Here is a 14,642-nt window from a genome sequence, read left to right as displayed (position 1 = left end):
GAGGAGCACGTGCTCGACATCTTGACGATTCACCACGTCGCGCTGCCGGTGACCGACCTCGCGCGCGCGAAGCGCTTCTACGCGGACGTCATCGGGCTGCACGAGGTCGCGCGCCCAGCGTTCTCGTTTCCCGGCGCCTGGTTTCAGGCCGGCGATCGCATCCTGCACCTCATCGTGAACGACGATCAGACCTTTCGGGCCGGCAAGGGCGTCGACACGCGCGACATCCATTTCGCGATCCGTGTGTCGAGCTATCGTGCCGCGATCGACCATCTCGCCGCGCTCGGGTACCGGCCCGACGCGGAGGACCCGATGCGGCGCACGGTGGAGCAGCCGCACGCGACGGCGGGGTTTCCGCAGGTCTTTCTGCTCGATCCCGACAGGAACGTGGTCGAGCTGAACGCCGAGCGGCTCGATTGACCTGCGTTTCACGCGGAGCCTGGAGTCGTGCTCGGCGACACTGAATCGCGCCCGGGACGACTCCACGACGTGGGGCTCGATTCAGAGAATCTCGAGAATTCGAGAAATCCTCAGGTGTTCTCCGCGTCCTCCGCGGCTCCGCGTGAGACGCCTCAGGCCTCCTCGTACATCAGCGCCCCCACCGCGGCGCGCGACGACACGCCGAGCTTCGCCATCACCTGCTCGGCGTGGTTGCGCGCGGTGTAGAAGCTGAGCCCCAGCCGCGTCGCGATCTCGGCGTTCGTGCACCCTTCCGCGATCAGCCGCGCGACGGTCACCTGGCGATCGGTGAGGCCGTACCGGTCGCGCAGGTCGGCGTCCTCCAGCGCGCGCACGTCGGCCGATGCGGCGGGGGTGGCGGGCTGGCCGCGGCGGGCGCGGCGGAGCAGCGCGGAGATGCGCGCGAGCAGCTCCAGCGCGCTGAACGGCTTCGTGACGTAGTCGTCGGCGCCCAACCGGAAGCCCTCGATCTTGTCCGACTCCAGCGATCGCGCGGAGAGGATGAGCACCGGGCACTCGTTGCCCCGCTCGCGCATCTGCCGCAGCACGTGATAGCCGTCCTTGTCGGGGAGCCCGAGATCGAGCACCACGAGGTCCGGCGACTCGTGCGTCACGCGCGCGATCGCTTCCGCGGCGCGCGTGGCGAGCAGCACGTGGTGTCCCTCGAGCGTGAGGTTCCGCTCGAGCGCCTCGGCGAAGGCGGGCGTGTCTTCTACGACGAGAATCCGATGCATGGCTCAGTCCTCCCACCGTCGCGTGGGGGCGGAGAAGGGGAGCGAGAAATGGAACGTCGTGCCGTGCCCGTGATGCGACTGCACCTGCAGTCGGCCGCCGTGCGCCTCGACGATCGCGCGCGCGATCCACAGACCGAGGCCCACGCCGCGGCGGTCCTTCGGCTCGCGCTGCCAGAACGCGGTGAACAGGTGCGGCAGGTCCTCGGCGGCGATGCCCGGGCCGGTGTCGCTCACCCACACCTCCAGCGTCTCGTCGCTCGCCGTGTAGCGCACTTCCACCACGCCGCGCTCCGGCGTGAACTTCAGCGCGTTGCCGACGAGGTTCGACAGCACTTGCACGAGGCGCGCCCCGTCGATCGGGGCCGAGCGCTGCGCGGAATCGCCTTCCGCGAGGAAGCCTAACGCGATGGCGCGCGCCGCCGCGAGCGGCCGCAGCATGCGCTCGGCCTCCTCCATCGGAGCGCCGACGCGCTGCTCCGTGCGGTGGATGCGCAGGGCACCCTCGCGCAGCGCGCTCACGTCGAGCAGGTCCTCCACGAGGCGCTGCATCGTCGTCGCGCCGTCGCGGATGGTCGCGAGCGCGGCGCTCGTGTACTCGTCGGCATCCTCCGGCTGCATGCTGGCGAGCATCTCGGCGTACATGCCGACGACGCCGAGCGGGTTGCGCAGGTCGTGTGCGACGACGGCGAGCAACCGCTCGCGCTCCTGCGTCGCGCGCTCGGCGGCTGCGAAGAGCCGCGCGTGCTCGGCGGCCTGCCCGGCGCGCGCCGCCAGCTCGGCGAACAGCGCGCCGTCGATCGTCTCGCCGTGCGCGTGCTCGACGACGATGTCGCCCACCGTCTCGCCCTCGCTCGCGATGGCCACGACGTGCATCGCCTCGGGGAGCCGCGTCGGGTCGCCCGTGCGCGCCTCGGCGATCACCGCGTCGCCGAGTCGTACGACGCATCCCGTGGCCCACCGCGGCACCACGAGGCGCGGCAGGTGCGCGAACGACGTCGACGGATCGAGCGACGACGCGAGCAGCCGGCTCCACTCGGCGAGCAGCGCGGCGCGCGCCTCGGCGGCCTCCGCGCGCTCGCGCGCCGCGCGCTGGTCGTCGTGCAGCACGCGCGTCTCCAGCAGGTTGCCGACGCGCAGCAGCACCTCGGTGGCGTCGAACGGCTTCGTGACGAAGTCGCGCGCCCCGAGCGCGAGCGCGCGCTCCTTCGCCTCCCACGTCGCGTCGGCGGTGAGCACGAGCACCGGGCGATAGTCGCCGGGCGTCGTCGTCTCGCGCAGCTCGCCGAGGACCTCCAGGCCGTGGCGGTGCGGCATGTGGAGGTCGAGCAGGATGAGATCCGGTGCGTGGCGCGCGACGAGCGCCGTGACCTCGCGCGCGTCCGACGTGCGCACGAGCGCCGTGTAACCCTCGGCCGTCAGCAGCGCGTCGAGCAGGTCGAGGTTCGCCTCCTCGTCGTCCACCAGCAGGATGGTGCGGTCGCGCAGGCGGTCCGCGGCCGGCGCGGCCGCCGGCATCTGCGTCGTGCTCACGCGCGCGTCCTCGCGCCGCCCGGCGGCAGGAAGCTCTCGACGACGCGGAGGAACTCGTCGACGTCGAGCGGCTTCGTGAGATATGCGTCGGCCCCGGAGGCGCGCAGCCGCTCCAGCGACGTCGGCGTCGCGTCGGCGCTCACGACGACGATCGGGATGCGCGCCGTGCGCGCGTCGCCGCGCAGCCGGCGCAGCACCTCCTCGCCCGGGATGTCGGGGAGATGCAGGTCGAGCAGGATCACGTCGGGCAGGTGCTCGCGCGCGAGCTCCACGCCGAGCTGTCCCTGCAGTGCGGGCATCGTGCGCCACCCCGGCCGCGAGAGAAGAATCGTGTCGACGAGGCTCAGGTTCGCGAGGTTGTCCTCGACGTACAGCAGCGTCGCCTCGCGGTGCGGGCCGGCGGGGACGGCGAACGTGCCGGTCTCCTCCAGCGTGCCTAACGGGTCCACGGCGCCGTCGAGCTCCAGCCGGAACGTGCTGCCGTCGCCGCCCGTCGTCTCCAGGGCGAGCGAGCCGCCCATCGCCTCGCACAGGCGCCGCGACAGCGCGAGCCCGAGCCCCGTGCCCTCCACCTCGGTCTGCTCCGCGCCGAGCCGCGCGAACGGCGTGAACAGCTGGCCCGCGCGCTCCGCCGGGATGCCGCGCCCGCTGTCCTCCACGCGCACGATCCAGCGGCCGTCCGCCTGCACGCTCGTGAGGCGCACGTGGCCGCCGCGGCGGTTGTACTTGATCGCGTTCGACAGGAGGTTCAGCAGCACCTGCACGAGGCGCTGTCGATCGGCCTGGACGAACGCGTCGCTCGGCCACGCGCCCTCGCGCAGCTCCACCTCCCACTGCTGCGCGAGCGGCCGCACGAGCCCGAACGCTTCCTGCAGCACCGACGCGAGCGCCACCGGCTCCAGCGAGAAGTTCTCGCGCCCCGCCTCGATCCGCGCGATCTCCAGCACCTCGTTGATGAGGTGCAGCAGGTGCCGTCCCGCCTTCAGGATGTGGCCCACCGCCTTACCGTGCTGCGGCGGCAGCTCGGCGCGCTGCAGCAGCTGCGCGAAGCCGAGGATGGAGTTCATCGGCGTGCGCAGCTCGTGGCTCATGCGCGACAGGAACTCGCTCTTCGCGCGGTTCGCGCGCTCGGCTTCCTCCTTCGCGCGCGCGAGCGCCTCCTCGCCGAGCTTGCGCTCGGTGATGTCGCGGCCGTTCGCGACGATCCCCTCGGCGGCGCTGGACGGCGACAGCGTGCGGCCGAGGTTCTCGAACACACGGTACGTGCCGTCCTTGCAGCGAATGCGGAACGTGGAGTTGTGCGTCTGGCCGGGATGCTCGACGATCCATTGGAAGTCTTCCATCACGCGCGGCACGTCGTCCGGATGCACGAGGTCCGACGGGCGCGTGCCCATCATCTCCTCGGGCTGCCAGCCGAGCATCCGCTCAACCGACGGACCGACGTACGTGATGGCCGCCGTCTCGTCGACGATCATCACGAAGTCGCTCGTGTTCTCGATGAGCCGGCGGAAGTGCTCCTCGCGCTCGGCGAGCGCGCGCTCGGCGACCTTGCGCTCCGTGACGTCCTGCGAGCTGCCGACCATGCGCAGCGGCGTGCCGTCGGGCGCGGTGACGAGGCTGCCGCGGCCGTGCAGGTGGCGCACGGTGCCGTCGGGGTGCACCACGCGGTGGTCGAACGAGAACGGCTTGCCCGTCGCCCGCGCCTGCGCCGAGACCTCGCGCGCGAAGTCGCGGTCGTGCGGGTGCACGAGGGCGAGGTACCCCTCGAGGTCGCGCGGCGCGCTCGCCGGCGTGACGCCGTACAGCTCGCACACGACGGCGTCCCACGCGAGCTGGCCCGTGCGGAGATCCATCTGCCACGAGCCGAGGCGCGCGATGCGCTGCGTCTCGCGCAGCTGCGCCTCGCGCTCGCGCAGCGCACGCTCCACGCGCTTGCGATCGGTGATGTCGCGCACGACGCTGATGTACGAGCCGTCGACGAGCGGGAAGAAGCGCGCCTCGAAGTCGCGCATCTCGTCGCCCGCGGGGAGCTCGTACTCGACCGTCGCGAGCTCGCCCGGGCGCGCGTCGTGGAGCGCCTCGTCGAACCGGTCGCACAGCTCGACCGGCATCACGTCGCGGAGCCGCTTGCCGAGGAACGCCTCCGGCGGCACGTACAGCCGGTCGGTGCTCGATGCGCGGTAGTCGAGGATCCGCAGCTCCGACGACAAGCGGAAGTACAGATCCGGGAGCGCCTGGAAGATCCCCTCGAGCTCGCGCGTGCGCTGCAGCAGCGCCTCCTTCGCGCGCGCGTGCTCCGCGACCTCCGCCGCCAGCTCCGCGGTGCGCGCCTCGACGCGCAGCTCGAGCACCTCGTTCGCCTCGCGCAGCGCCGCCTCGGCGCGCTTGCGGTCGTTCGTGTCGCGCGCGGTTGCGAGAATGCGGTCCACGCCGGCGAGCGTGACGCGACGCAGGCGCACCTCGGCCCACACGGCGCGTCCGTCCTTGTGTCGGCCGAGCCACTCGAAGCGCGGCGTCAGGCCGGCCGCGGCCTGCTGGAGATAGCGCCACCCCTGCTCGGGGGTGTATGGCGCGCGCCCGTCGCTGATGCCGGCGATGCCTAACGCCTTCTGCTCGTCGGCGGAGAAGCCGTACAGCTCCACCGCGGCGTTGTTCACGTCGAGGAACGCGCCCGTGTCCACGTCGTGCAGCCACATCGCATCCGACGCGCTCTGGAAGATCGTGCGATAGCTCTCCTCGCTCGCGCGCAGCCGCTGCTCGGCCGCCTTGCGATCGTTGATGTCGCGGGCCGTGGCGAGGACGCGGTCGACGCCGCCGATGTTCACGCGGCGGAGACGCACCTCGTTCCACACCGGGCGGCCATCCTTGTGGCGGCACAGCCACTCGAAGCGCTGCGGCTCGCCCGCCGCGGCGCGCCGCAGGTACTCCAGGCTCGCCTCCGGCGTGTACGGCGGCCGGTTGTCGCTGATGAGCGGCACGCCGCCCGCCTTCTGCTCCTCCGCCGTGAAGCCGTAGATCTCCTCCGCCGCCCTGTTCACCTCGAGGAACGCGCCGGTGTCGACGTCGTGCATCCACATCGCGTCGGACGCGTTCTCGAAGATGCCGCGGTAGTTCTCCTCGCTCGCGCGCAGCGCCAGCTCCACCTGCTTGCGGTCGCGGATGTCGCGCACGAGCGCGAGCAGGCGGGCCTCGCCGCGGATCGTCACGCGCTGCAGGCTCACCTCGACCCACATCTCCTCGTGCGTCTTGCGGTGCACCGTCATCCACTCGAACCGCACCGACTCGCCGGCCGCGGCGCGGTGCATGTACGCCAGCGCGCGATCGGGCGTGAACGGCGGCGGGCCGTTCGCGATGACCGACAGCCCGCTCGCGCGCAGCTCGTCGAGCGTGACGTCGTTCACCTCGCACGCACGCCGGTTCGCGTCGAGGATGCGACCGGTCTCGAGATCCTGCACGAAGATCGCGTCGTTCGACGAGTCGAAGATCGCGCGATAGCTCTCCTCCGACGCACGCAGCGCCAGCTCCGTGGCGCGGCGCTCCGTGATGTCGAGCGACGTGCCGATCACGCGCGAGTACTCGCCGTCGACGCCGGGCGCGAGCAGCCCCTGCGCCTGCAGCAGGCGGATCTCGCCGTCGGGGCGCACGATGCGGAACTCCACCGTCACCGGCGCGAGCCCCGTGAGGCGCGCCATCCCGTCGTCGATGATGCGCCGGTCGTCCGGGTGCACCATCGCCATGAACTCGGTGTGCGTGCGTGGCCGCGTCTCGACGTCGAAGCCGTGGATGCGCGACTGCTCGCGCGACCAGGTGATCGCGTCGGAGCGCAGGTCGATCTCCCAGCTCCCGAGCCCCGCGATCTGCTCGACGAGGTCCATCTGCTGCTCGCGCTCGCGCAGCGCCTGCTCGGCGAGCCGCTTCCCCTCGGCGGTGGCCTCGCCGGCGAGGCGGTCGGCGAGGCGGGCGAGGAAGCTCCGTTCGGCGGGCGTCCACGGCGCCGACGCGCCGCGCTTCGCGCACAGCACGCCGCCGAGCCGCCCGCCGGTCCACAGCGCGACGTCGAGCACCGCGGCGTCGCCCTCGCGTCGCTCCGCCGCGTCGTCGGTCGCGAGCGCGTCCGCGTTCGGCCGGTCGCCGGCGACGTCCCACAGCGTGGGATGCTCGCAGCTCACGACGCCGAGCGGATGGTGCACCATCGGCTCGAGCCCTCCGCTCGCGCCGGGCAGCCACACGACGAGCGTGTGGGCGCCGAGCGCCTCCGCCGCGATCCGCAGCAGGCCCACCGCGTTCGCCGTCGGATCGCCCCAGCTGCGGCGGCGGAGGTCGGAGAGCAGCCGGTCCAGCGACGACGCGTCGGCCGTGAACGGCGTCGGGGCGCCGGCGAGACCGGTCGGGGCGGGGGAAGTCATGTCGGATGCGGCGAGGCGGGGCGGGCGTGCGGCGGCGAAGGTACGACGCGCGCACGGGGACCGACAGCGAGCGCGTCGCAAAGGTCGGTCGCCGCACCCCGGGTTGGATGGGTCGGATGACCCGGGCGCCGCACCAAAGGTATGCACGGGTCCGGCGTGACGGGATGCGAGACGGGGGCGTGGCGACCGCTCGGTCACCACGCCCCCGTTCCGTCGCAGGGAGACTTCGCCTCAAGCGGAGGCGTCGCCGGCGCTGCCGTCGCCCGGGCCGCGGGGCTTTCGCCGCGGCGCTTCCTTGGAGGACGGCGCGCTCGCGGGATTGCCGTTCGTCGCCGGCGAGGGCGACGGAGACTTCGCCGCCGCCTGCTTCGCCGCTGCCGGCTTCGGCGTGGCGGCCTTCGTGGCGGCCGGCTTCGTGGCCGCCGGCTTCGGAGCGGCCGGCTTCGGGGCCGCGGCCTTGGCGGCCGTCTTCGCCGGGGTCGCCGACTTCGTGGCGCCGGTCTTCGCCGCCGTCTTGGCGGTCGCCGTCTTCGTGCGCGCGGTCTTCGCCGCCGTGCCGCCGGCGGTGCTGCGTGGCGTCGCGGCGGTCGGCGTGTCGGTGGCACTCGGCGCGCCGAGGACCCCGGCGTCGGCGGTCACCCGGTCGGCGAGCCCCGGCATCTCGGGGGGGCGGTACAGCTCGCGCTCCGCCGTCAGCCAGTCCTCCATGTCGTTCCCGTGGCGGCCGCCACGCGCGACGAACAGCTCGTAGGCCCGCTGGCGGATCCGGTCCAGCAGGCCATGCCCGCGCTCGCGCCCTGCCTTGTCTTCGCCGGACCGCGCTCCGGTTCCGGCATCGGCCGGCGCGCCCGAACGGCTCGCCTCGCCTGAATGTTCCATGCGTATGCCTCCATGCGTACGGAAGAGATGCGTGGAATATGCGCGAGCCGTGGTCCGGATGCACAACGGCAGGCGGCGACGTCGGACGCTGGAAAAACGTGCGATCCCAACTTTCTGGACCGCATCCTACGAGCGCATGGGTCCGTATGGCAAGGGTCGAGCCCGGCGATCGCTCGCGCTCAGCGTGGGGTGCGCAGCGCCATGCACGACGCGTCGCTGCGCCGCGCCGCATCGCACCACGCACCGATCACCGCGCGCGCCGTGGTCGGGTCGCGCAGGTAGCCGAGCAGCCCATGAGGATCGTCACGATGTGGTGACTCGGTGCGCAGATCGGCGACGCGCGCGCTGTCGGCGAGCGAGTCGATCGACGTGGCGTGCGCCGCGAACGGATCGCCCTCGCCCACGACGTTGCGCCACGACCCCACACCCGGCGGCACGTCGGCCGAGCGCTCGTCGCCGAACAGCAGCCGGCGCACGTCGGCCGACGCGACGGGCGAGCCGAGCGTGACGAGTCGGTAGACGAGCGGCGCGCGCGACGTGGTCGTGTCGCGCAGCAGGTCGCCCCACGCGACGAGGCCGCCCAAGCTGCGCGCGACGAGCACCACGGGGCGGTGCTCGCGCCGCGCCCGCGCCAGCGCGTCGCCCACACGACGCTCGGCCGCGCAGCGCGAGCCGGGATCGCCGAGGAAGTGCAGGTCGCCGGCGAGGCTTCCGAGCTCGCGCGTCGACGAGTCGTTCGGCGCGTCCGAGCGTGCCGCGCTCGCGACGGCGTCGAGCAGCGCGCCGGCGACCTGGGCGAAGACGCCGAGCGGCGAGTCCTTCGCCACGGGGAGCCTAACGTCGTCGCCGCAGCCGCCCGTCGTGCCGCGCGCCGCGAGCAGATCGGCGTACCACACCACGCGCACGTCGTCGTCGTCGAGCAGCGCGCGCCCGGTGGCCGCGCGCGCCCCCTCGCGCAGCGCGTCGAGCGCGTCGCGCCGCAGCGCGGCCGAGTCGCGCCCGGCCTGTCCGCGGCCGTGCACGATCAGCACGATGGGCCGCGGCGGCTGCGCGGTCGCGAGCGACAGCAAGGTGAGTGCGACGAGTGGGAGCTGCATGCTGTTCGGATCTCACGCGGAGACGCGGAGCACGCGGAGCACTGCCTCTTGTTGGTTTTGAACCACAGAGGGCACGGAGGACACGAAGCAGTACCGCTACAGTTGGTTTTCTCCGTGTCCTCTGTGCCCTCCGTGGTCAAGAGCAGTTGAGGTTTCTCTGCGGCCCTCTGCGTCCTCTGCGGTTCGACTCAAAGAGGCCGTGCTCCGCGTCCTCCGCGCCTCCGCGCGAGACGATGCCGCGCAAGAATGGCTCCGCGACCGCCGGGGACGCTTGCCGCCCCGCGCGTGCACACCCATGCTCCCCGCGGCGCGCCACGTCGCGAAGTGGCGACGGCGCGGCGCCGCACCACGAGCCGCGAAAGGGAATCATGCCCCGGTCACCGCGCTCCCGCACGCGTCCTGCTCCCGCGCCGTTCACCGGCGCTCCCCCCACCGCCGTGCCGCGATCGGTGCGCGGGCCCGAGGTTCGCGCCGCGATCGACGCGGTGCGCGAGCCCGATCCGGTGCGCCCGCTCACGCCGTCGCCGGCGGACTGGCGCGACGGGTGGATCTACTTCGCGATGGTGGACCGGTTCGACAACCCGCACGCGCCGCCGCGGCACCTGCCGTTCGACGCGCCGTTCGGCGGCTTCCAGGGCGGCACGATCGACGGCGTGCGGCGGCGGCTCGACTACCTGCAGTCGTTAGGCGTCGGCGCGCTGTGGATCACGCCCGTGCTGCGCAACGTCGCGCGCGTCGACGGCGCGCCGAACGAGGGCACGTACCACGGCTACGGGATCCAGAACTTCCTCGCCGTCGATCCCCGCTACGCCTCGGACCCGCGGCACGCCGACGCCGAGCTGCGGCGGCTCGTCGACGACGCGCACGCGCGCGGGATCTACGTCATCCTCGACATCGTGTTGAACCACACAGGCGACGTGTTCGCGTACGACGGCGGATCGACGGCCGCGCACGCCGACGCGCCGCGCAGGATCCACTGGCGCGACGCGCACGGCGTGGCGCGGCCGGAGTGGACCACCGCGGACGCCATCGGCAGCCTGCCGCCGCTCGACGCCGCGGTGTTCCCCGACGAGCTGCGGCACGACGCGATGTTCCGCCGCCAGGGCGCGCCCGCCGCCGACGGCCCCGAGACGATCGGCGACTTCGGCTCGCTGAAGCAGCTCGTGACGAGCGATCCCGCGGTCGCCGACGCGCTCATTCGCGCGCACCAGTACGTCATCGCGCGGTGGGACGTCGACGGCTTCCGCGTCGACACGCTGAAGTACCTCGACCGCGAGTTCGCGCGCACGTTCGGCAACGCGATGCGCGAGTTCGCGCTCGGCGCCGGCAAGAAGAACTTCTTCACGTTCGGCGAGGTGTACGACGACGAGGCGCAGATCGCGCGGTTCGTCGGCCGCAACACGCGCGACGCGAACGCGGAGATCGTCGGCGTCGACGCGGCGCTCGACTTCCCGCTGTTCTTCAAGCTTCCGGCCGTGCTGAAGGGGATGCTGCCGCCGAGCGAGATCGCCGGCGTGTACCAGCGGCGCAAGGCGGTGGAGCGCGAGGTCGTGAGCTCGCACGGCGAAGCGACGCGCTTCTTCGTCACGTTCCTCGACAACCACGACCAGCACGAGCGATTCCGCTTCGAGGCGGCCGACGACCCGCATCGCTACGACGACCAGGTGACGCTGGCGCTCGCGTGCCAGTTCGCGCTGCCCGGGATCCCGTGCGTGTACTACGGCACGGAGCAGGGGCTCGCCGGCCGCGGCGCGAGCGACCAGAACGTGCGCGAGGCGCTGTGGGGGAAGCCGGGCGCGTTCGACCCCGCGCACCCGCTCGCGCGAGCGCTGCGCGCGCTCTCCGACCTGCGCCGCCGCACGCCCGCGCTGCGCTACGGTCGCTTCTACTTCCGCCCCGTGTCGGGGGACGGCGTGCACTTCGGCGTGTCACCGTTCCGCGCCGGCGTGCTCGCGTTCTCGCGCATCCTCGGTGACCGCGAGGTGCTCGTCGTCGCGAACACGAGCGCGAGCGACGGGTTCGTCGGGGAGGTGATCGTCGACGCATCGCTCAATGCCCCGGGATCGACGTTCGCCGTGCTGCACGCGAACCGCGCCGACCCCGCGGCACCCGGTGCGGTGCGCGTGACCGGCGCGATCGAGGTCCGCGAGGTCGACGGATCGTCAGGCACCGGCCCCGCGGCGGTGGTGCGGGTGGCGCTGCGGCCGATGGAAGTGCAGGTGCTCGGGTGAGTCGCTGCGTGGCTGCGCGGCTGCGTGGGTCCCGTCACGCAGGCACGCAGCCACGCAGCCACGCAGCCGCGTTCACTGCATCGCTGCCGTCGTCGCGCGCGGGCCGGGCGCGAAGCGGTCGAACCAGCTCCGCAGGTAGAGCTGCGTCCGCAGGAAGTTCGACGGCGTGCTCGAGGTGCCGTGGTACTCGTTGTTCATGCGGATCATCGCCGTCGGCACGCCGCGCATCTTCAGCGCGCGATAGAACTCCTCCGTCTGCGGGATCGGCGTGCGCAGATCCTGCACGCCGGTCATGAGCAGCGTCGGCGTCTTCACGTTGCCGACGTACATGATCGGCGAGCGGCGCAGGTACTCGCTCGGATCTTCCCAGAACGGCTTCTCGAAGTTGTCGTACCACGCCGCGCCGTCCGTCGTGCCGACGAAGCTCATCCAGTTCGTGACCGGGCAGAGCGACGCCGCCGCGGCGAAGCGGTCGGTGTGGCCGACGATCCACGCGGTGAGCACGCCGCCGCCCGAGCAGCCGTACACGAACATCCGCTTCGTGTCGACGTAGCCGCGCCCGACGACGGTGTCGACGCCCGCCATGAGGTCGTCGAAGTCCTTGCCCGGGTACGCGTTCTTGATCTCGTTCGTGAACTTGATGCCGTAGCCCGTGCTGCCGCGCGGATTCGTGTACAGCACGACGTAGCCGTCCGCCGCGTGGTCCTGCCGCGCGAAGCTGAACGCCACGTTGTACATCGACTGCGGCCCGCCGTGGATGTCGAGGATGAGCGGGTACTTCCTCGACGGGTCGAAGTCCGGCGGCTTCACGATCCATCCCTGGATCTTCAGGCCGTCCTTCGACGGATACCAGATCTCCTCCGTCGTCGCGAGCTTCTTGCCGGTGAGCACGTCGTCGTTGACGTTCGTGAGCTGCGCGAACGTCGTCGCGGCGCCGGTCTTCGGGATCGTGAACGTCACCACGTCGTTCGGCTTCGTGGGCGTCGAGCGTACGCCGACGGCGAGGCCGTTGCGGCCGACGTTCGAGACCACGAGCACGTGCGTGCCCGTGGTCACCGGCCGCGGCGCGCCCGTCAGCCCGGTCACGTACAAGTTGCGCGACCCCTCGCTCTCGACGTTGAAGTAGAGGCTCGCGCCGTCGGGCGACCAGAACTGCCCCGCGATCGGGCGGTCGAGCGTGCCCGACGCGACGTGCGGGGCCGAGCCGTCCGCGTTCATGACGACGAGCTTCGTCTCCGCGGTGGCCGAGTGGTCGGTGGAGTCGGCCGAGAGATACGCGATGTGGCGGCCGTCGGGCGAGTACACCGGATTGCCGTTGTTCCCGACGCTCTGGGTGAGCTGCTTGATCTCCCCGGTCTCCACGTTCGCCGCGTAGATCTGCGAGCGGCGGAACATGCGCTCGGAGTCGGCGACGCGGAACGCGGAGAACGCGACCCACTTGCCGTCGGCGGAGAAGCTCGGCGCGGCGTGGTTGAAGTCGCCCGTCGTGAGCTGGCGCGGCGTGCCGCCGTCGGCCGGGATCACGAACACGTGACGGTACGCCTCGTCGGTGAAGCCGATGCGGTCGGAGCGGTAGTTCAGCCGCGTGACGACCTTCGGGGCCTCGATCCACTTCGCGCCCTTCGGCGGCGTGGGCATCGCGATGCGCCAGTTGTCGCGCACCGGGACGTTCATCGTGAACGCGAGCTGCTTGCCGTCGGGCGACCACTCGAGCGCCGACGGCGCCTCGGTGACGTGCGAGATCTGGGTCGTCGCGCCCTCGGCGTCCATCCACCGCACGAAGATCTGCGACGAGGCGTTGGGCTCCCCGCGCGCGATGTACGCGATGCGCTTGCCGTCGGGCGACCAGTGCGCGTCGGAGCCCTGCGCGAGCGCGCGCGGGCGCGTGCCGTCGGCGTTCATCTGCCACAGTGACGTCTCCCAGCGGTCGTTCATCTTGTCCACCCAGCGGCGGGTGAAGATGATCGTCGAGCCGTCGGGGGAGATCTGCGGATTCTGGACGTCCTCCCAGTCCAGGTACTGCTCGAGCGCGACGCGGTCGCGGGGGCGCGCCGCGGCCGCGTTAGGCGGCGTCGCAGCAGGCTGCGCAGGGACGGCCGGCGGCGTCGCGACCAGGAGCAGGACGAGCGCCGCGTACGGCAGACGGTGGCGGGGCATGCGATCCTCCGAGTGATGCGCGTGGTGGCGAGGATCGTACTGGTGGGCGCGGCGCGCCGCCAGACGACGCTGCGCAACCGATCAGAACGTCGCGCGCACCTGCACGCCCGCGCGTCCCCGCGGTGACACCACCGGTGCCGCGCCGACGCGTCGCGCGCTCGCCGTCGACGCGCCGGCGTGATGTCGCGCCTCGAGCGCGGCGAGCAGCCACACGCCGGCCCCCGCGGCGATCGACGGCACGACGTACGGGCGCTCGCGCTCCGGCACCGCCTGCGTGTACGGGCGGCCGAACGCGTCGAGGAACGTGCGATCGCGCACCACCGTCCGCTCGTACAGCGCGCCGCCCACCGCGGCGCCCGCGAGTCCGACGGCGACGACGCCGAGCGCGGGCCGCCCCGTGTAGAACTGGCCGAGCCCGGGGAACACCAGCCCGCGCACGAGCGCCGTCGACGCGTCGTACGTCGGGCGGCGGAGCGCGTCGAGCGCGCGGAGCACCGCCGCGCGGTCGTCCGCCGACTGCGACGCCGTGAGGTACGCCTCGAGGTCGCGCGCGGCGGCGTCGCGCCGGCCGAGCCGAAGCCGCGCGATGGCGCGGTCGTACACCGCTTCCGGCGCGGGCGGCGCGAGGCGCACGGTCTCGTCGAACGCCGCCGCGGCGGCCTCCCACCGGCCGGCGTCGAGCGCGGCGAGGCCGGCGCGGAAGCGCTCCTGGGCGCGCCGCGCGGCGTCCGCGGTACCCGCCGGCGAGAGCCGGAGCACGCGCTGCTGCACGTCGTCGGCGTCGCGTCCCGTCGGCGACAGCGCGAGATAGCGGCAGTAGTCGACGACGGCGGCCGCGGCGTCGCCGAGCTCCTCGTCGGCGCGGCCTAACGCGTAGGCGATCTGGTCGTCGTTCGGGTCGAGCGCGGCGGCGCGGCGGAACGCGTCGCGCGCCCCGCTGCGGTCGCCCACGAGCGCCGCCTCGCGCCCCTGCGCCGCGAGCCGGCGGGCCTCGGCGTTGTCCTGGCGCGGCGTGGCCGCGGCGACGGCGCGCGCGCAGCCCGGCGGCGGCAGCGGCAGCGTGCGCTTCGGTGCGAGCGTCTGCGCGACCGCGTGCGTGGAGAGGAGCAGCGTGGCGAGAATGACGGCGGCAGTGCGGCGGATCATCGA

General features: G+C 72.7%; 9 protein-coding genes. 2 read left to right on the top strand and 7 right to left on the bottom strand.

From position 1 onward, the window contains the following. Positions 1–9: 9 nt before the first annotated feature. Positions 10–420, top strand: a complete 411-nt coding sequence (locus J421_RS20740) for a VOC family protein (protein ID WP_025413094.1) — start codon at positions 10–12, stop codon at positions 418–420. Positions 421–572: 152 nt separating this feature from the next. Here J421_RS20740 and J421_RS32190 read toward each other — a convergent pair whose 3' ends face one another. From J421_RS32190 to J421_RS20715, 5 genes are all read right to left on the bottom strand, one after another. After that, entirely contained in the window at positions 573–1,193 is a 621-nt protein-coding gene (locus J421_RS32190; protein ID WP_025413093.1) for a response regulator, read from the bottom strand. Positions 1,194–1,196: 3 nt separating this feature from the next. Then, complete coding sequence (locus J421_RS20730) at positions 1,197–2,723, bottom strand: sensor histidine kinase (RefSeq protein WP_025413092.1); 1,527 nt, start codon at positions 2,721–2,723, stop codon at positions 1,197–1,199. Then, positions 2,720–7,129, bottom strand: coding sequence for a PAS domain S-box protein (locus J421_RS20725; protein WP_025413091.1), 4,410 nt, complete (start codon positions 7,127–7,129; stop codon positions 2,720–2,722). Before J421_RS20725 ends, J421_RS20730 begins: the two co-directional genes overlap by 4 nt. A 231-nt stretch (positions 7,130–7,360) precedes the next feature. Then, positions 7,361–8,008: a DUF2934 domain-containing protein gene (locus tag J421_RS20720; protein WP_104022881.1), complete on the bottom strand. Its 648-nt coding sequence runs from the start codon at positions 8,006–8,008 to the stop codon at positions 7,361–7,363. Positions 8,009–8,187: 179 nt separating this feature from the next. Further along, positions 8,188–9,105 carry a hypothetical protein gene (locus tag J421_RS20715; RefSeq protein ID WP_025413089.1) on the bottom strand — a complete coding sequence of 306 codons (918 nt, stop codon included), beginning with the start codon at positions 9,103–9,105 and terminating at the stop codon, positions 8,188–8,190. A gap of 437 nt (positions 9,106–9,542) precedes the next feature. Here J421_RS20715 and J421_RS20710 point away from each other — a divergent pair, with 437 nt between their 5' ends. Further along, positions 9,543–11,336 (top strand): alpha-amylase family glycosyl hydrolase, encoded by a 1,794-nt coding sequence (locus tag J421_RS20710; protein WP_025413088.1) that lies wholly within the window; start codon positions 9,543–9,545, stop codon positions 11,334–11,336. A gap of 72 nt (positions 11,337–11,408) precedes the next feature. On the opposite strand, the gene J421_RS20705 is transcribed toward J421_RS20710, so the two are convergent. Beyond that, on the bottom strand, positions 11,409–13,493 hold the full coding sequence (locus J421_RS20705; protein ID WP_025413087.1) for a S9 family peptidase: 2,085 nt from the start codon (positions 13,491–13,493) through the stop codon (positions 11,409–11,411). 81 nt (positions 13,494–13,574) lie between these two features. Next, positions 13,575–14,639, bottom strand: coding sequence for a tetratricopeptide repeat protein (locus J421_RS20700; protein ID WP_148306438.1), 1,065 nt, complete (start codon positions 14,637–14,639; stop codon positions 13,575–13,577). Positions 14,640–14,642: the final 3 nt, after the last annotated feature.

This window comes from Gemmatirosa kalamazoonensis (assembly GCF_000522985.1).
In the GTDB taxonomy this organism is placed as follows: domain Bacteria; phylum Gemmatimonadota; class Gemmatimonadetes; order Gemmatimonadales; family Gemmatimonadaceae; genus Gemmatirosa; species Gemmatirosa kalamazoonensis.
The sequence above is the reverse complement of the archived record's forward strand: the minus strand, read 5'-3'. Positions and strand labels throughout refer to the sequence as shown.